The following is a 17,329-nucleotide window of genomic DNA, read 5'->3' as shown; positions in this document are numbered from 1 at the left end:
CCAGGGAGTGCCCAAGCAAGGCGAACCGCTGCCAGCCAAGCTGCTCGGCGACCCGCAGCACGTCATGCACGTAATCAGAAAGGGCATAGCCGGCACCCACCGGGCGATGTCCGGAACAGCCATGACCCGCCAGGTCCAGCGCAACGATGCGCAGGCCCTCGAGACGCGGCGCCAAACGCGCGAAACTGTTGGCGTTGTCCAGCCAGCCGTGCAGCGCGATCACGGGCAGGCCATCGGCCGGACCGAACAGGTGGGCAGCCAGCTCGATATGCCCAAGATTCAGCCGCACCTCCTCCACAAGGGCGCTCATGCCCGGCCCCAGCGGTCGAACAGGCCCATGAGAAGACTGGCGGTGTCCGCCGGCCGCTCCAGCGGGAACATGTGCCCGCCCGGCAAGCTGTGATACTCGCCCCTGGGCATGCCGCGCACCGCGCACGCATGGTGCCGGCGGACCACCCGGCTGTGGCTGCCCCGGACCATAGCCACCGGCACCTCGAGCGCGTGCACCGCCCCTGGACGGGTGTGCGGCAGGCTACGATAGATGCTGATCTCGGTGGCCGGATCGAATCTCAGCCTCAGGCCCTCGCTGGCGGGCTGCAGACCATGCTCCAGATAAGCCTCCAGGCATTCCGGATCAAAATGACGGAACAACGTCTTGCCCGAAAAATAGCCCCGGGCGGCGTCGCGGTCGGCAAACGCTTCGCGCCGCCCCAGGGTACGCCCGGCGGGGGTGATGCGGTCGATGAAGCCCCAGCGCTTGGCCGCACGGATCAACCACTGCTCTGCGGTGGTGAGCACAGGCGAATCGAGCATCACCACGCCGCGGTAGTACTGCGGACAGCGCATGGCGGCGTGCAGGTGGAGTACCCCGCCCAGCGAATGACCAACGCCCCATACCGGGCCCTCCTGCAGAGCCAGGTGATGGAGCAGTTCATCGACCAGGTTCTGCCAGTTGTCATCGACCGGGAAGCGCGGGTCGTGCCCGTGCAGGGGCAGGTGGCAAACCCGGTAGTCGGGCGCCAGGGCCGCGAACAGCTTGCCGTAGGTGGCCGAAGGAAAGCCGTTTGCGTGGGCGAAGAAGATCGGCTGCGACATGACCACGGCTCCCGGGTTGAATGATGGACCATTGTCGGCATGGCGCGCGGCGCGGGCAATGCACGGATAGGCCATCGACAAGGGTGATCAGGTCAAGCGGCGTGCAGCCCCGCCAAGGTCATCAGGCCCGCCAGGGGCCAGTCGCCCTCGAGCTCGGCCAGGGTGGCGGTGCTCATCGCGGCCGGGGACTGGTAATGCCCGTGCTCCAGCAAACCCACCAAGGCGCCCACCAGGGGCTGATGGCTGACCAGCAACAGGTGCTCGAGCCCCAGCGCGTCCAGCTCGGCGATCACCTGTTGCGGATCGGTCTCGGGCGTCAGCCACTGCACTGTGCGCACCGGCTCGGCAAAGCCCAGCGCGCCATGCACGAGCGCGGCGGTCTGCTGCGCCCGCGCATAGGGGCTGGCGATGATCGCCTGCAACGGTTCGCCAAGCAGGTGCGCCGCGCTGCGCAGCACCTGTTCGCGCCCGTGAGCGGTGAGGCGCCGCTCGGCGTCGCTGGCAGCCTGGGCCTCGGCCTCACCGTGGCGCAGCACCCAGAGCTTCACAGCTTGGGCTCTTCGTCACGCACCGGGTGTGGCGCCGGCGCCACGCTGTGCGGCGCCTCGCCCTCGGGCGTGCGCGGCGCTGGCCAGTCGGCGAACGGCCAAGGCTTCTGGTCGCTGTGGAACGTGCCGAAACGCCCGATCTGGGCGAGGAACTGGCTCAGGCTGTCGCCAAAGTTCATCAGGCTCAGGCTCGGCGCGCCGTAGATCACGCGGTAGACCAGCTGCACCAGCACCACGCCCGCGAGCAACAGCTCGGCCAGTTGCCAGACCACCAGGAACACCAGCATCCACAGCACACGCAGGATGATCGATTCGCGCTGGGCGCGGTTTGGGGCGTCGTTCATGGGTAACTCCTGTAGTCAGTTGAAATCGCTGGTGGAGATGAAATCGACATCTGTCTTGGGCTCGGCGCGCATCAGCAGCTCGATCACCTGGTTGAGCGTGCGCCCTTCGAACAGAATCGCATGCAGCCCCGCGACCAGCGGCATGTAGACCTGCAGCTCCTGGGCCTTGGCCTTGAGCACCTTGAGCGTGTTGACCCCTTCGGCGACCTCGCCCAGGCGATTGACCGCCTCCTCCAGGCTCAGGCCCTGGCCCAGCGCGTGGCCGACCTGGTAGTTGCGGCTCTTGGGCGAGGAGCAGGTGACGATCAGGTCACCCACGCCGGCCAGCCCCAGGAAGGTCATGGGGTTGGCGCCCTGGCTCACGGCGAAGCGGGTCATCTCGGCGAGCGCGCGGGTGATCAGCATGCTCTTGGTGTTCTCGCCCATGCCCAGCGCCACGGCCATGCCGGCGATGATCGCATAGACGTTTTTCAGCGCGCCGCCCAGCTCTACGCCGAAACGGTCAGTGCTGGCATAGACGCGGAAGGTGCGCCCGTGCAGCACGTCCTGCACGCGCTGGCAGAGCTCCTCGTCCTCGCTGGCCACCACGGTGGCGGTCAGGGCGTGCTCGGCGATCTCGCGCGCCAGGTTCGGCCCGGAGAGCACGCCGATGCGCGCCTCGGGGGCGATCTCCTCGAGGATCTGGCTCATCAGCTTGAAGCTCTGTGCCTCGATACCCTTGGTCAGGCTCACCAGGCACTTGCCACGCAGCAGGTCGGCATGGGGCGCCAGCACGCTGCGCAGGGCACTGGAGGGCAAGGCGACAAACACCAGGTCGCACGCCTGCAGGGTCGCCAGCAGGTCGGTGCCCGGCTCGACCTTCGGCTGGAGCTTGATCCCCTTGAGATAGCGCGGGTTCTCGCGGTGGGTGCGCATGGCTTCGGCCTGCCCGGGGTCGCGCATCCATTGCCGCACCCCGATGCCGTTCTCTGCCAGCAGGTTCGCCACGGCGGTACCGAAACTCCCGCCTCCCAGAACCGCCACAGGCTGCTGTTCAGTCATATCCAATCCGTTCAAGCCAATGATAAGTGGCAACCCTCGCATTATACGGAGGGAAGCTGTCAGGACCAGCGCATTAACGCGCGGCGATGCTCGCTGGGTCACTGCCAAAAGCGGCCCGGTCGTTTAACATGCCCGTCTCATCCCTGATACAAGGCCGTACCGTGTTCCCTGGCCCGCCACCCGCCCCGCGCCTGTTGCTGCTGACTGCCTTGCTGGGCAGCGGCCCGGCACTGGCGGACGACCTGTTCATCGACAACCTGTCCCTGCCCCAGGTGCTGACCGCCACTCGCCTCAAGCAATCGCCCGCCGCGGTGCCCGGCAGCATGACCGTGCTCGACAGCGAGCTGATCCGCGCCAGCGGCGCGCGCGACATCCCCGAGCTGTTACGCCTGGTGCCGGGCATGATGATCGGCTACGGCGCGGGCAACCAGCCGACCGTGAACTACCATGGCAGCAACGTCAACGATGCCCGCCGCATGCAGGTGCTCATCGATGGCCGCTCGGTCTACCGGGCGGGCCTGGCCACGGTGGACTGGAGCGACATTCCCCTTGCCATGCAAGACATCGAGCGCATCGAAGTGTTTCGCGGGCCCAACACGGTCAGCTATGGCGCCAATGCGCTGATGGCGGTGGTCAACATCCTCACCCGCAATCCGGCGGACAGCCATGGCACACGTTTGAAGATCACCCGCGGCGAGGATGGCATCAACGACTGGTACGCGAGCCAGGGCACGGGCTGGGACGGCGGCGACCTGCGCCTCTCGCTGTCGGGCATGGCCGACGACGGTTTCGACAGCAACCAGTTCGGCGCGGATTACCGCGACAGCCGCCGCCTGACCCGCTTCAACATCAGCGCCACGCACGTCCTGGCGGCGGACCAGAGCCTGGAATGGCAACTGGCGGCCAAGGAAGGCAGCAACCAGCGCCCCTACACCTACCAGCCGGTGTTCCCCTTCGTGACCGCGGCCGGCGACAACGCCGACGTCAAGGCCAAGGACTACGCCGCCTCGGTGCGCTGGAACGTCGACTTCAACCCCGAGCACAGCCTGTACGTGCAAGGCTCGGCGCAGCATTTCGACCGCCAGCAGGTGTGGCGGGCGTGCGACGCCGCGCTGTCGTTCAGCCCCGAGCTGACCAGGCTCTGGCAACTGGACCCCGACTTCGCCGAACAGGTCGCGCGCAACATCACCCAGCCGCCCGACAGCAGCGACCCGCTGCAGCAGTCGCTGCGCAACACCGTCAAGCAACAATGGGATACCCAGGGCGGCAGCCAGGTAGTCTGCGGCGACGTAGACCAGAGCACCCGCGAAACGCGCTACGACCTCGAAGTCCAGGACACCCTGAGCCTGACCGACAACCTGCGCCTGCTCAGCGGCCTGAATTTTCGCTATGACCGCGCCGATTCGCAGACCTACTTCAATGGCAGTCTCTCGGACCAGACCTGGCGCGTGTTCGGCCAGCTCGAATGGCGCGCCGACGAGCACTGGATCCTGCAAGGCGGCGCAATGTTCGAGAACACCCGGCTGGCCGGCAGCTCGCTGACGCCGCGCATGGCGGTCAACTACCTGATCACCCCGCGCCATGGCCTGCGAGCGGTCTATTCCGAAGCCGTGCGCTCGCCAGACATGTTCGAGGACAACGTCAACTGGAGCTACCGGGTCAACAACCTCAGTCCCACCGCCTTCGGCCAGCAGCACGCCGAGTACTTCGTCAAGACCCGCGGCCCCGGTGATCTCGACCAGGAGCGCATGCGCTCGCGCGAGCTCGGCTACAACGGCTACTTCAGCGACCTGGACCTGAACCTTGACATCAAGCTGTTTCATGACGAGATCACCGGCATGATCAGCGAGCCGCTGCGCAATAACCAGTACATCGCCAGCAACGCCAACAAGGCGCGGTTCACCGGCAGCGAGGCCCAGCTGGACTGGCGCGCGACCCAGCGCGACCGCCTGCGGGTGACCTACGCCTATGTCGATGCCTGGGCCAGCAATCCCGATGACCGCCGCATGAGCGCGCGCAACAGCGGCTCGGCCGGCTGGATGCGCGAGTGGGGCAATGACTGGTCGAGCGCCCTGTTCTACTACGGTGACGACGCCCTCAACGGGTACCGCTACGAGCGCCTGGACCTGCGCCTGGCCAAGCGCCTGCGCTGGCAAGCCACCAGCCTGGAACTGGCAGCCTTGTGGCAACAGCGCCTGGACGACGAGCCCACCACCGCCATTGACAACCGCTACGACAGCCGTCACCGCCTGAGCGTCAGCGCGGAGCTGGAGTTCTGATGCCGCGCCTGCTGCGCTGGTTGCTGCTGGTGTGCCTGTGGCCCCTGGGCTCGCTCTCGGCCAACGAGATCGTGCTGGTGGGCGCCGAGGACCAGCCGCGCATTCGCAGCTTCGTGGCGGCCCTGGATGCCCGTCGCCCGCAGGACCATGTGCGCTTCGTGCCGGTGGCGAAACTGCCGAGTCCCAGCCAGCTCAAGGGTGATACGCAGCTGATCCTGCTTGACAGCGCCGCGCTGGACTGGCGCCTCGCGCAAACCGACGGCCCGCCCGCGCTGGCCCTGCGCGTGAGCCGCGTGCAGGCCGAGCAACGCCTGGGAAAGTCACGGCCGGCGCACCTGAGCCTGTTGTGGAGCGACCCACCCCTCGACCGCCAGCTGCGCCTGACGCGCTACCTGTTGCCGCAAGCGCGCCGGGTCGGAGTCCTGTATGGCGAGCACAGCCGCTTCCTGCTCGATGAACTGCGCCAGGCAGCAGGCCCCCTGGGCCTGGAAATCGTTGCCCAGGACTGGCCGGACCTGCGCGACAGCCGTCCGCTGCAGCACCTGCTGGGCAGCAGTGACGTGCTGCTGGGCGTGGACGATCCCGAACTGTACAACTCCCAGACCGCCAAGAATCTGCTGCTCAGCAGCTACGCCCGGCAGATGCCGCTGATCGGCCCGAATGCCGGATTTGTTCGCGCAGGTGCCCTGGCCAGTACCTTCAGCGACCAGCAAGACTGGCTGGAGGTGCTCGACCGCCTGCTCGACCTGCCGCCTGCCAGGTGGCCACGCAGCCTCTATCCCCGGCACTTCGGCGTCAGCGGCAACCAGCAGGTTGCCCGCGCCCTGGGCCTTGAGCCGATCGACGAGCAGGCCGCCGCCCTGGCCCTGGCCGAAGGAGAAACCACCCCATGAGCGCACGCATGAGCTGGGATATCCATACCCGCACCCAGATCATCAGCCTGGGCCCTGCGCTGTTGCTGACGCTGCTGCTGATCAGCTTCTTCACCTTCGTGCGCATCCAGGACCTTCGCCAGGAGCTCAACCACACTGGCCAGCTGATCGCTAATCAGTTGGCCCCAGCATCGGAGTACGGGGTGATCTCAGGCAACAACGAGGTGCTCGAGAGCCTGATGCAGGCAACGCTGAGCATCCCTCACGTGCGCTTTCTCGAGGTGCAGGACAGCCGCAACCACATCCTGGTCTACGTCGAGCGCAGTGATGAGCGCGCCCACCGCGCCCAGCAGGTCGAGGTGTTCCAGGCGCCGATCCGCCTGCAGCAGATCCGCCTGGACTCCGATTTCCTGCAACAGGGCAAGCCCCCTGCTCCCGCCCTCGGGGACGACTACCTGGGACGGGTGATCGTGGGGATGTCCGATGACGCGTTCAGCGAGCGCCAGCAGGAAATCGTCATCAAGGCGGCGATCCTCGCCCTGTTCGCGCTGCTGTTCACCTTTCTCCTGGCGCGCCGCCTGGCCCAGAGCCTGGCCAGGCCGATCAGCGACATGGGGCATGCGGTCAAGGCCATCGCCCAGGGGGACTTCGAGGCGACCCTGCCAGTGGTGGATGACAGCGAGCTGGGCCACCTGGCCAGGCACATCAACAACCTGGCCAGTGCCCTGGCCCTGGCCAGCCATGAGCAGCATCAGGCCATGGCGCAGATGATCCAGGCGCGCGAGGAAGCCGAGCAGGCGAACAAGACCAAGTCCGACTTCCTGGCGATGATGAGCCATGAGCTGCGCACGCCGATGAATGGCGTGCTGGGCATGCTCCAGTTGCTGGAGACCACCCGCCTCACCGCCGAGCAGACCGAGTACACCGCGGTGGCCAGCGAGTCCACCGGTCACCTGCTCAAGGTCATCAACGACATACTCGACTTCTCGCGCATCGAGCGCGCGGCGCTGGAGCTCGAGCATATCGACTTCAACCTGGGCGAACTGATCGGCAGCAGCGTGCAGTCGTTCCAGCACAGCGCCGCGCAGCGCGGCCTGGCCCTGCGCCTGGCCTTGCCGCCGGGAGCCGAGCAACTCCAGGTGGCAGGCGACCCGACGCGGATCCGTCAGGTCCTGCTGAACTTGATCGGCAATGCGCTGAAGTTCACCGAGCGTGGCGAGGTCGAGGTCCGGGCCCACTGTCACGTGCTGGACGCCCAGCTGATCCGGTTCACCTGCGAGGTCCGCGACACCGGCATCGGCATCGACAGCAATCGCCTTGAAACCATGTTCGTCGCTTTCCAGCAAGCCGACAGTTCCATTTCCCGGCGCTACGGCGGCACAGGCCTGGGCCTGTCCATCGCGCGCACCTTGGCCGAGCGCATGGGCGGCACCTTGCGCGGGGAAAGCCGCGAGGGCAAGGGCTCCACCTTTACCCTGGAAATTCCCCTGACACTGTCCTGCGCGCCGGCCGCCCTGCTTGCGCCGGCCGCGACCGGCGGCGCGCCCCTGGGACAGGGCCGGCACATCCTGCTGGTCGAGGACAACCCGGTGAACCAGACGGTGATCGAGGCCATGCTGCGCAGCCTTGGCTTCGAAGTCAGCGTGGCGGTCGATGGCGCCCAGGCCGTGGAGCAGGCCGGGCAACGGCCGTTCGCCGCGGCGCTGATGGATTGCCGTCTGCCGCTGGTCGACGGCTACGAAGCCACCCGTCGCATCCGCGAGCTGCCCCAGGGCGCACGCATGCCCATCATCGCGCTCACCGCCAATGCCCTTCAGGGCGATCGCGAACGCTGCCTGAACGCCGGGATGAACGATTACCTGAGCAAACCCTTCAAACGGGCAGAGCTGCAGCAGATTCTGCAGCGCTGGCTACCCGGGCAGACAGCGCCGACTGGCGATAAATGCTAAAGTGGGGCAGTCTTACAGACTGGACAGGACCTTAGCCGGGCCTGAGAATAGACTTTTCAGTGCACACCTGTACTTCATTTACCTGGTGCGCTGTGACTTTCACTACAACGCAATAGTCTACCTGTAGGCTACTGCCCCATGCGCAAGCGCACTGGGGTCGGTCGGGAAGATTTGCCCCCTGCCACACGGGGATTATTGAGGAGCTCGCATGACCAAACAAAACGCCTTTACTCGGGAAGACCTGCTGCGCTGCAGTCGCGGTGAGCTGTTCGGCCAGGGTAATGCGCAACTGCCCGCCCCGAACATGCTGATGGTCGATCGCATCACCCATATCAGCGCCGAAGGTGGCAAGTACGGCAAGGGTGAGTTGGTCGCCGAGCTGGACATCAATCCCGACCTGTGGTTCTTCGCCTGTCACTTCGAAGGCGATCCGGTGATGCCGGGCTGCCTGGGCCTCGACGCCATGTGGCAGCTGGTCGGGTTCTTCCTGGGCTGGCAGGACCTGCCAGGCCGCGGCCGCGCGCTGGGTTCGGGCGAAGTGAAATTCTTCGGCCAGGTCCTTCCCACGGCGAAGAAAGTCACCTACAACATTCACATCAAGCGCGTCCTCAAAGGCAAGCTGAACATGGCCATCGCCGATGGTTCGGTCAGCGTCGACGGCCGTGAGATCTACACCGCCGAAGGCCTGCGGGTCGGCGTGTTCACCTCCACTGAAAATTTCTAAGGGTTATTCGCATGCGCCGCGTCGTTATCACTGGTCTGGGCATCGTTTCGTGCCTGGGCAATGACAAAGCTACCGTCACCGAAAACCTGCGCAACAGCCGTCCGGGCATTCGTTTCAACCCGGAATACAAGGAAATGGGGCTGCGTAGCCAGGTTTCCGGTTCCATCGACCTGAACCTCGAGGAACTGATCGATCGCAAGGTCTTCCGTTTCGTTGGTCACGCTGCAGCCTACGCCTACCTGGCGATGGAGCAGGCGATCAAGGATTCCGGCCTGACCGAAGACCAGGTGTCGAACCCGCGTACCGGCCTGATCGCCGGCTCCGGCGGCGCATCGACCCTGAACCAGATGGAAGCGCTGGACATCCTTCGCGAGAAGGGCGTCAAGCGTGTCGGTCCTTACCGTGTCACCCGGACCATGAGCAGCACCGTTTCGGCGTGCCTGGCCACTCCGTTCAAGATCAAGGGCCTGAACTACTCCATCGCCTCTGCCTGCGCCACCAGCGCGCACTGCATTGGCACTGCCATGGAGCAGATCCAGATGGGCAAGCAGGACGTGGTCTTCGCCGGCGGCGGTGAAGAAGAGCACTGGAGCCAGTCGTTCCTGTTCGACGCCATGGGCGCCCTGTCCAGCCAGTACAACGAGACCCCTGAAAAGGCCTCGCGCGCCTACGACGCCAAGCGTGACGGCTTCGTGATCGCGGGCGGCGGCGGCATGGTCGTGGTCGAGGAACTGGAACACGCCCTGGCCCGTGGCGCCAAGATCTACGCCGAGATCGTCGGCTACGGCGCCACTTCCGACGGCTATGACATGGTCGCCCCAAGCGGCGAAGGCGCCATCCGCTGCATGCAGATGGCCATGTCCACCGTTGACGGCCCGATCGACTACCTGAACACCCACGGCACCTCGACTCCGGTAGGCGACGTTGCCGAGATGAAGGGTGTGCGTGAAGTCTTCGGCGACAAGGCTCCGGCCATCAGCTCGACCAAGAGCCTGTCCGGTCACTCGCTGGGCGCCGCAGGCGTTCACGAGGCGATCTACTGCATGCTGATGATGGAAGGCAACTTCATCGCCGGCTCCGCCAACATCGACGAGCTGGACCCAGCCGTTGCCGATCTGCCGATCCAGCGCAAGACGCAGGAAAACGCGAAGATCGACACCGTCATGAGCAACAGCTTCGGCTTTGGTGGCACCAACGCTACCCTGGTGTTGAAGCGCTGGCAGGGCAAGTAAGTCCTGACGCAAGAAAAAGCCCCGACTGGTTCGGGGCTTTTTTTGGTCTGGTGATCGAGCGCCTGACGGCGCATTTCGCTACTGCCGGGCCTTAGGCAACACCGCCAGGAAATTGTCCCGGGCCACCTTGCGCGCCACCGCTTCCGGCAAGGCGTCCAGAAACGGCGTGAAGCCGTGCATCTGCTCGCCCACACTGCCGAACCGCCCCACCACATCCGAGCCCAGCATGAAGCGCTCAGGAAACCGCTGCACCAGCGCTACCCAGGCCTTGCGCGGCTGCTTGTGCTCATCCAGCAGGTACGGCTCCAGCACACTCCACGAGAGGTCCACATACAGGTTCGGATAATCCTCAAGCAGCCGTGTCAGCGTCGGCAGCAGGAAATCCAGTTGCGTCTGGTGCCGGTGGATTTCCATGCTGGTGCCGGCGTGGGCCCAGATGAACCGGGTATGCGGATGGTTGCGCAGCGGCTCTTCGATCTCCTCGAGGTACAAGGGGTTGCGCTCGCGCTTGGAGGTGATGTTGGAATGAATCAGCACCGGCAGGTCACGCTCGGCCGCCAGGTGATAGACGCGCGTCATGGCTTCGTTGTTGGCGCGCGGGGTGTCGCCGCTGGTCAGCGCAGTGAGGTCATCATGGCGCGTGAAGACTTCGCCAATGCCCTGCCAGAGCCCGGGATGGAGATCGAGCATGCGCTCGATGTGGCTCGCGGCATTCTTGTCGACCGGGTTGAAGCCCGTCAGGAACGGATGAAACCGCTGACGCTGCTCCGCGCTTAATGACTGCAGGGCCGCGGCGACATAGACGTCGGTGGCGCTGTACCAATAGGCGGCCGCATCGTCGCCAGCGTAATAGCGAGGGCGCTTGGGTTCGTCCTCATGCCACTTCTTGGCCACCGCCACGCCTGAAATCATCGAATGCTCGACACCTGCCTCGTCCATCGCCTTGAGCAGCGCGGGCATGCCCTCTGTTTCCTGGAAGAAGTCGACATAGTGCAGGTGGGCATCGCTGTAGCGGTAGTCACGGGCGTGCGCTGGCTGGATCAGCAGTCCCGAGAGCAATAGAGCGGCCAGGCCTCTGACAATCATCGGCGGGTTCCTTCGATGGACTGGAGACTGGGTAGACCGAAGGTATCAGGCGGGGGTTCAGCAGCTGCTGCAACAGCCAGGTGGAAGCGGTCCCTGTGGGGGCGGAGGTTCGGTGCCCCCACAGTTACGCTCAAGCCTCAGGGAGTGCCTGCATCAGCCTTGGAAGACCTCGCCCAGCAAGTCATGCATCGCCTTGAACGCACGCTGGGAGGTGCGGCGATCGTATTGCATCTTGCCAGAGGTGTTCGCCGCCGGGTCGGTGAACGAATGCACCGCATTGCCGTAGCTGACCAACTGCCAGTCGATCTTGGCAGCGTTCATTTCCTGCTCGAACGCCGGCAACTGCTCGCGCGGCACCAGCGGGTCGGACGCGCCGTGCAATACCAGCACCGACCCCTTGATATTCTTCGCATCTTCCGGATTCGGCGTATCCAGCGTGCCATGGAACGACACCGCGGCCTTCAGTTCGGCGCCGGTGCGGGCCAGCTCCAGCGCACAGCAACCACCAAAGCAGAAACCGAAGGCCGCCACCTTGCCAGGCGCCAGCAACGCCTTCGACTGCCCCAGCAATTGCGCCAGGGCAGCTTGCATGCGCTTGCGCAGCTCACCGCGATTGTCCTTGAGAGGCATCATCGCCGCGCCCGCCTCGTCGGCGTTCACCGGACGCACCGATTGCCCATAGATATCGGCGATCAGCACCACATAGCCCTTTTCGGCCACTTCGCGTGCGATACGCTCGGCGCCTTCACCAATGCCCATCCAGTTAGGCGCCATCACCAGACCCGGCTGCGCCAGCGCCCCATGGGTGTACACCAGGCGGCTCTCATAGCTTTTCCCTGCCAGGTGATACACCAGCGACTCAACAATTACCTTGCTCATCAGCTCCTCCTTGCACGGTTAAAAAAAAGCCCGCCGAAGCGGGCTTTTCGTTGCATCAACTCAAGCAGACAGCTCGACCAGCAGCTTGTTCAGGCGACGAACGTACGCTGCAGGGTCCTTGAGGCTGTCCCCCGCCGCCAGGGCCGCCTGGTCGAAGAGGATGTGCGAGAACTCGGCGAAGCGATCTTCGCTCTGCTCGTGGTCCAGCCTCTCGATCAGCGGGTGAGCCGGGTTGAATTCGAAGATCGGCTTGGAATCTGGAACCTTCTGGCCGCTGGCCTCGAGGATCTGGCGCATCTGCAGGCCAAGGTCCTGCTCGCCGATCGCCAGGATCGCCGGGGAGTCGGTCAGGCGGTGCGACACACGCACTTCGCTGACGCTGTCACCCAGCACGACCTTGAGGCGCTCGACCAGGCCTTCCTTGTCCTTGGCGACTTCTTCCTGGGCCTTCTTGTCCTCTTCGGAGTCCAGCTTGCCCAGGTCCAGGTCGCCACGGGCGACGTCGACAAAGGCCTTGCCATCGAACTCGGTGAGGTAGCTCATCAGCCACTCGTCGATCCGATCGGTCAGCAGCAGCACTTCGATGCCTTTCTTGCGGAAGACCTCAAGGTGCGGGCTGTTCTTGACCTGGGCGTAGGACTCGCCGGTGAGGTAGTAGATCTTGTCCTGGCCTTCCTTGGCGCGCGCCAGGTAGTCGGCCAGGGCAACGCTCTGCTCGCCGCTGTCATCCTGGGTGGATGCGAAGCGCAGCAGACCGGCGATCTTTTCCTTGTTGGCGAAATCTTCGGCCGGGCCTTCCTTCAGCACCTGGCCGAAGTTCTTCCAGAAGCCCTTGTACTGCTCGGGCTCGTTCTTCGACAGCTTTTCCAGCATGTCCAGCACACGCTTGGTCAGGGCCGACTTCATCGAGTCGATGATCGGGTCCTTCTGCAGGATCTCGCGCGACACGTTGAGCGACAGGTCGTTGGAGTCGACCACACCCTTGGTGAAACGCAGGTACAGGGGCAGGAAAGACTCGGCCTGGTCCATGATGAACACACGCTGCACGTACAGTTTCAGGCCGCGCGGTGCTTCGCGCTGGTACAGGTCGAACGGCGCGCGGGCCGGCACGTAGAGCAGCGAGCTGTACTCGAGCTTGCCTTCGACCTTGTTATGGCTCCAGGACAGCGGGTTTTCGAAGTCATGGCCAATATGTTTGTAGAACTCCTGGTATTCCTCGTCCTTGATGTCGGTGCGAGGACGGGTCCACAGGGCGCTTGCGCGGTTGACGGTTTCCCATTCGGCGGCGGGCTGCTCCTCGCCTTCGGCCGCTTCGGCCTGCTCCTTGGGCAACTCGATCGGCAGGGCGATGTGATCGGAGTACTTCTTGACGATGTTGCGCAGACGCCAGCCATCGGCGAACTCTTCTTCGCCTTTTTTCAGGTGCAGCACGATGCGGGTGCCGCGCTCGGGCTTGTCGACCGTGGCGACTTCGAAGCTGCCCTCGCCCTGCGAGGACCAGTGCACGCCCTCGGCGGCCGGCAGGCCCGCGCGACGGGAGAACACGTCGACCTTGTCGGCGACGATGAAGGCGGAGTAGAAGCCGACACCAAACTGACCGATCAGGTGCGAGTCTTTCTTCTGGTCGCCGCTGAGGTTCTTCATGAAGTCGGCGGTGCCAGACTTGGCGATGGTGCCCAGGTGGGCGATCACATCGTCGCGGTTCATGCCGATGCCGTTGTCCTCAAGGGTCACGGTACCGGCATCCTTGTCAAAGCTGACACGAATGCGCAGGTCGGAATTGCCCTCGAGCAGCTCTGGCTTGGCCAGGGCCTCGAAGCGCAGCTTGTCGGCAGCGTCGGAAGCGTTGGAAATCAGCTCGCGAAGGAAAATTTCCTTGTTCGAGTACAGCGAGTGGATCATGAGGTGCAGCAGTTGCTTTACCTCGGTCTGGAAGCCAAGGGTTTCCTTTTGAGTCTCAACACTCATGGTCTTCAAAACTCCGATCTGATGGCAGTTGTCGTGCAGCGGCCAGGCAAGACGCCAAGGTCCGCTTTCACGGCGGGATGTCCAGCAGATGGGGGCTGCCTGAGCTATTTCAAGGGCTTGTACGTGTCTTCGCGTCTCAAAGGCATGGCGATGACCCCGGCAACGAGGCCGATCAGACGGCGGGCAAGGTACAAGGGGCGGGGCCGGGTCAGCAGTGCTGTCTCACTGATGCAATAGATCGCCCCTGCCTCGACAGACACAACAACGAGAAAAAGTCTATGTAGATCCAGCAGTTATATATCTATGACAGCCGTGGAACTAAACTCGATTACTTGCGTTCGAAGGAAACAAGCAAGTTATTCCACACAAGGAGAGACAACCCATGCGTAAACCTTTTGCTTTTGCTCTGATGCTGGCTGCTGCTCTGGGTCTGGCTGCGTGCGATAAAGCCAGCGAAGACAAAGCCCAGGACGCTCAGGAACACCGCGAAGATGCCCAGGAGAAAATGGGCGACGCTCAGGACAAGATGAACGACGCTGCCGAGGAAAACGCCGAAGCCGCCAAGGATCAGGCTGAAGCCGAGCGCAAGGCTGCTGAAGAGGCAAACCCTGCCCCAGCACCGGAAAACACCCCAGCAAGCCCGGCTGTTCCCGCAGCTCCTGCTGAACCTGCCAAGCAGTAATCCGGTAGTTCATGAAAAAACCCGACGACGTCGGGTTTTTTTATGGGTGATGAAAAAGTTTCCGCTTGAACGATTCAGTTGGCGCTATTTGCAACCTCCCTGCCCGCGTCCACCGGCGCACTTTCAGTTGGCGTGAACGTCATCACTTCAAGCACGTCGGAGTGAAACTCCCGACGATAAAGAATCAACACCACGCCAATACTCACCAGCATGAACAACCAGGGGCTGATAAACCAGCTCAACATCGCCATGCCGAAATAATACGAGCGAAGGCCGAAGTTGAACTGGTTGGCGGCCAGCGACAACACCCTCGCCGCGCGCAGGGCAAAGGCCTTGCGCTCCAGTTCGTTGACCAGGCGCTCGCCGATCATCGGTGCCGAGCCGACCAGCACCGCGGCAAAGTTGTACTGGCGCATGCACCAGCTGAACGTGAAGAAGGCGTAGACAAACACGGTGGCCAGGCACAGCAGCTTGATCTCGGACATGCCCTGCGAGGTCTGCTGCACCAGCGGCAGGTCGGCCAGCAGCGACAATGCCCGGTCCGAGGCACCCAGCACGGTAAGAATGCCCGCGAGGATGATCAGGGTGCTGGAGGCGAAGAACGAGGCGTTGCGCTCCAGGTTGCCGATCACGCTGGCATCGGCGATGCGGTTGTCGCGCAGCAGCATGCGGCGCATCCAGTCTTCCCGGTACAGGTGCAGAACACTGGCCAGGCACGCTGTGTCGCGTGCTTTCCAGGTGGCATAGCGGGTATAGCCACCCCAGCAGATGACAAACCACAACGCCGCCAGCAGATTGCCCATATTGCTTTGTATGAAGCTCATGCACGTCCCTTAACGCTGATGCAGAGAAGGTATAGACCGGCTTTCGACGCTTGGTTGCCGCAAAAGACACGTCCTTGTAACAAAAAACCCCGCATCCAGAGGATGCGGGGTTTCGATATCGACCAAGGGACGAGGCCTTCAGGCTTGTGGCCGGCTTCGGCGTCTTGGCGTCAACCCATCAGGCCAGCGCTTCGCGAGGCTTGCCCAGCATGCGGTCGCACACCACGGCAACACCCAGGGCGACCACCGATGGCACCAGCCACGCCAGCCCTTCGGCGCTCAGCGGCAGATGCGCCACGGCGTCCGGCAGGATGTGACCCAGGCTGCTGCCCTTGATCGCGTCGACGATGCCGAAGACCAGCGACACCAGCATGACCGGGGCCAGGACACGGGCCGGCGAGTGCCACAGTTCCTTGCAGAAGCTCAGGCCCACCACCACGATGCACGGCGGATAGATGGCGGTCAGTACCGGCACCGAGAACATGATCAGCTTGGTCAGGCCCAGGTTGGACACCAGCAGCGAGAAGCCTGCAAGGATGACCACCAGCGCCCGATAGGACAGCGGCAGGATCTTGCTGAAGTACTCGGCGCAGGCACAGGTCAGGCCGACCGCGGTCACCAGGCAGGCCAACGCGATCAGCACGGCCAGGAAACCACTGCCCAAAGAGCCGAAGGTATGCTGCACATAGGCATGCAGCACGGCCGCGCCATTGGTGGCGCCGGCGGCGATGCCATGGCTGCTCGATCCCAGCTGGAACAGGCTGACATACACCAGCGCCAGGCCAACGCCAGCGATCAGGCCAGCGATGATCGCATAGCGGGTGATCAGCTTCGGCGACTCGACGCCGCGCGAGCGGATGGCATTGACGATGACGATGCCGAACACCAGCGCACCCAGGGTGTCCATGGTCAGGTAGCCATTGATGAAGCCCTGCGAGAACGCCGACGCCGCATAGGCTGGCTGAGCTTCGCCCACGCTACCGGCAGGCAGCATGAAGGCCGCGACACCCAGCGCCGCCAGGGCAACGATCTTAAGCGGCCCGAGGAACCGGCCGACGGTATCAAGCAGCTTGCCTGGGTACATGGACACGGCCAGCACCACCACGAAGTACACCAGGCTGTAGATGAACAGTGCCAGCGGGCTCTCACCGGTCAACGGCGCAACCCCGACTTCGAAGGACACGGTCGCGGTCCGCGGCGTGGCGAACAGCGGGCCGACCGACAGGTAGCACACCGCCGCCAGCAGGCCGCCGAAGAACTTGCCGATCGGGCTGCTCAACGCGTCCATCCCGCCACCGACCTTGGCCAATGCGACCACGGTGATCACGGGCAGGCCCACGGCGGTCACCAGGAAGCCCATGGCTGCCATCCACACGTGTGGCCCGGCCTGCAGGCCGACGATAGGCGGGAAGATGATATTGCCTGCGCCCACAAACAGCGCAAACGTCATAAAACCAAGCGCCAGGATATCCTGGCCTTTCAAGACTTTCATTCTAGGAAGTACCACACTGCTGAAATCGGGAGTCGAGAGGGAATTTCCCCATGGGTGAGGGAAATGCTGCCCGGCTTGGTGAGCCAGACCCGTTTAGCGTGTCGTTCCCTTTTGGGGTACAAGCACAATAAGGATGCGTAGGGTAACGAATTTGTTAACCGAACGCACTGGCATAGTGCTGCTTGTCCGACGGATTGGCGGGGATTATTCGCAAGTGGGCGGGAAAAGTCCGTAAGATTTTTCCTATGGGTCTGATCGATTTTTCATCAATATGCGTCCCGTCAAAGCACAAAGGCCACCCGAAGGTGGCCTTT

General features: G+C 63.8%; 16 protein-coding genes. 6 read left to right on the top strand and 10 right to left on the bottom strand.

The window, feature by feature from the left end:
- The 5 genes from VJS90_RS01210 to VJS90_RS01190 form a co-directional block, all read right to left on the bottom strand.
- Positions 1-310 (bottom strand): alpha/beta fold hydrolase (locus tag VJS90_RS01210; RefSeq protein ID WP_324118246.1); only part of this gene is annotated, 310 nt, incomplete at its 3' end.
- Positions 307-1,095: an alpha/beta hydrolase gene (locus VJS90_RS01205; RefSeq protein ID WP_324118244.1), complete on the bottom strand. Its 789-nt coding sequence runs from the start codon at positions 1,093-1,095 to the stop codon at positions 307-309. The genes VJS90_RS01205 and VJS90_RS01210, both read right to left, overlap by 4 nt.
- 92 nt (positions 1,096-1,187) lie before the next feature.
- Entirely contained in the window at positions 1,188-1,643 is a 456-nt protein-coding gene (gene sixA, locus VJS90_RS01200; protein WP_324118242.1) for a phosphohistidine phosphatase SixA, read from the bottom strand.
- The gene (locus VJS90_RS01195; protein WP_324118240.1) at positions 1,640-1,987 is read right to left on the bottom strand and encodes a DUF4389 domain-containing protein; all 348 of its coding nucleotides are present in this window, start codon (positions 1,985-1,987) and stop codon (positions 1,640-1,642) included. Before VJS90_RS01195 ends, sixA begins: the two co-directional genes overlap by 4 nt.
- A 15-nt stretch (positions 1,988-2,002) precedes the next feature.
- Positions 2,003-3,028: an NAD(P)H-dependent glycerol-3-phosphate dehydrogenase gene (locus VJS90_RS01190; protein ID WP_324118238.1), complete on the bottom strand. Its 1,026-nt coding sequence runs from the start codon at positions 3,026-3,028 to the stop codon at positions 2,003-2,005.
- 128 nt (positions 3,029-3,156) lie between these two features.
- Between VJS90_RS01190 and VJS90_RS01185 the strand changes: the two genes are divergently transcribed.
- The 5 genes from VJS90_RS01185 to fabB all read left to right on the top strand — a co-directional run bounded on the left by VJS90_RS01185 (position 3,157) and on the right by fabB (position 10,084).
- Positions 3,157-5,307 carry a TonB-dependent receptor plug domain-containing protein gene (locus VJS90_RS01185; RefSeq protein WP_324118236.1) on the top strand — a complete coding sequence of 717 codons (2,151 nt, stop codon included), beginning with the start codon at positions 3,157-3,159 and terminating at the stop codon, positions 5,305-5,307.
- Positions 5,307-6,200 carry an ABC transporter substrate-binding protein gene (locus VJS90_RS01180; RefSeq protein WP_324118234.1) on the top strand — a complete coding sequence of 298 codons (894 nt, stop codon included), beginning with the start codon at positions 5,307-5,309 and terminating at the stop codon, positions 6,198-6,200. Before VJS90_RS01185 ends, VJS90_RS01180 begins: the two co-directional genes overlap by 1 nt.
- Entirely contained in the window at positions 6,197-8,128 is a 1,932-nt protein-coding gene (locus tag VJS90_RS01175; RefSeq protein WP_324118232.1) for an ATP-binding protein, read from the top strand. Before VJS90_RS01180 ends, VJS90_RS01175 begins: the two co-directional genes overlap by 4 nt.
- Before the next feature lie 208 nt (positions 8,129-8,336).
- Complete coding sequence (gene fabA / locus VJS90_RS01170; protein ID WP_324118228.1) at positions 8,337-8,852, top strand: 3-hydroxyacyl-[acyl-carrier-protein] dehydratase FabA; 516 nt, start codon at positions 8,337-8,339, stop codon at positions 8,850-8,852.
- Between the two features lie 11 nt (positions 8,853-8,863).
- Positions 8,864-10,084, top strand: coding sequence for a beta-ketoacyl-ACP synthase I (fabB, locus tag VJS90_RS01165; protein WP_324118226.1), 1,221 nt, complete (start codon positions 8,864-8,866; stop codon positions 10,082-10,084).
- A 78-nt stretch (positions 10,085-10,162) separates the two neighbouring features.
- On the opposite strand, the gene VJS90_RS01160 is transcribed toward fabB, so the two are convergent.
- The 3 genes from VJS90_RS01160 to htpG form a co-directional block, all read right to left on the bottom strand.
- Entirely contained in the window at positions 10,163-11,170 is a 1,008-nt protein-coding gene (locus tag VJS90_RS01160; RefSeq protein ID WP_324118224.1) for an amidohydrolase family protein, read from the bottom strand.
- Positions 11,171-11,323: 153 nt separating this feature from the next.
- Positions 11,324-12,049 carry a dienelactone hydrolase family protein gene (locus VJS90_RS01155; protein ID WP_324118222.1) on the bottom strand — a complete coding sequence of 242 codons (726 nt, stop codon included), beginning with the start codon at positions 12,047-12,049 and terminating at the stop codon, positions 11,324-11,326.
- 60 nt (positions 12,050-12,109) lie between these two features.
- Positions 12,110-14,017 (bottom strand): molecular chaperone HtpG, encoded by a 1,908-nt coding sequence (gene htpG / locus VJS90_RS01150; protein WP_324118221.1) that lies wholly within the window; start codon positions 14,015-14,017, stop codon positions 12,110-12,112.
- A gap of 382 nt (positions 14,018-14,399) precedes the next feature.
- Between htpG and VJS90_RS01145 the strand changes: the two genes are divergently transcribed.
- Positions 14,400-14,699, top strand: a complete 300-nt coding sequence (locus VJS90_RS01145) for a hypothetical protein (RefSeq protein ID WP_324118220.1) — start codon at positions 14,400-14,402, stop codon at positions 14,697-14,699.
- A gap of 74 nt (positions 14,700-14,773) precedes the next feature.
- Here VJS90_RS01145 and VJS90_RS01140 read toward each other — a convergent pair whose 3' ends face one another.
- Positions 14,774-15,523, bottom strand: a complete 750-nt coding sequence (locus VJS90_RS01140) for a DUF599 domain-containing protein (protein ID WP_324118219.1) — start codon at positions 15,521-15,523, stop codon at positions 14,774-14,776.
- Between the two features lie 178 nt (positions 15,524-15,701).
- Positions 15,702-17,015: a branched-chain amino acid transport system II carrier protein gene (gene brnQ, locus VJS90_RS01135; RefSeq protein WP_324118218.1), complete on the bottom strand. Its 1,314-nt coding sequence runs from the start codon at positions 17,013-17,015 to the stop codon at positions 15,702-15,704.
- Positions 17,016-17,329 lie beyond the last annotated feature (314 nt).

It is taken from the genome of Pseudomonas sp., from assembly GCF_035277045.1.
Taxonomy (GTDB): Bacteria; Pseudomonadota; Gammaproteobacteria; order Pseudomonadales; family Pseudomonadaceae; genus Aquipseudomonas.
This window is presented reverse-complemented; position numbering and strand designations above follow the sequence as displayed.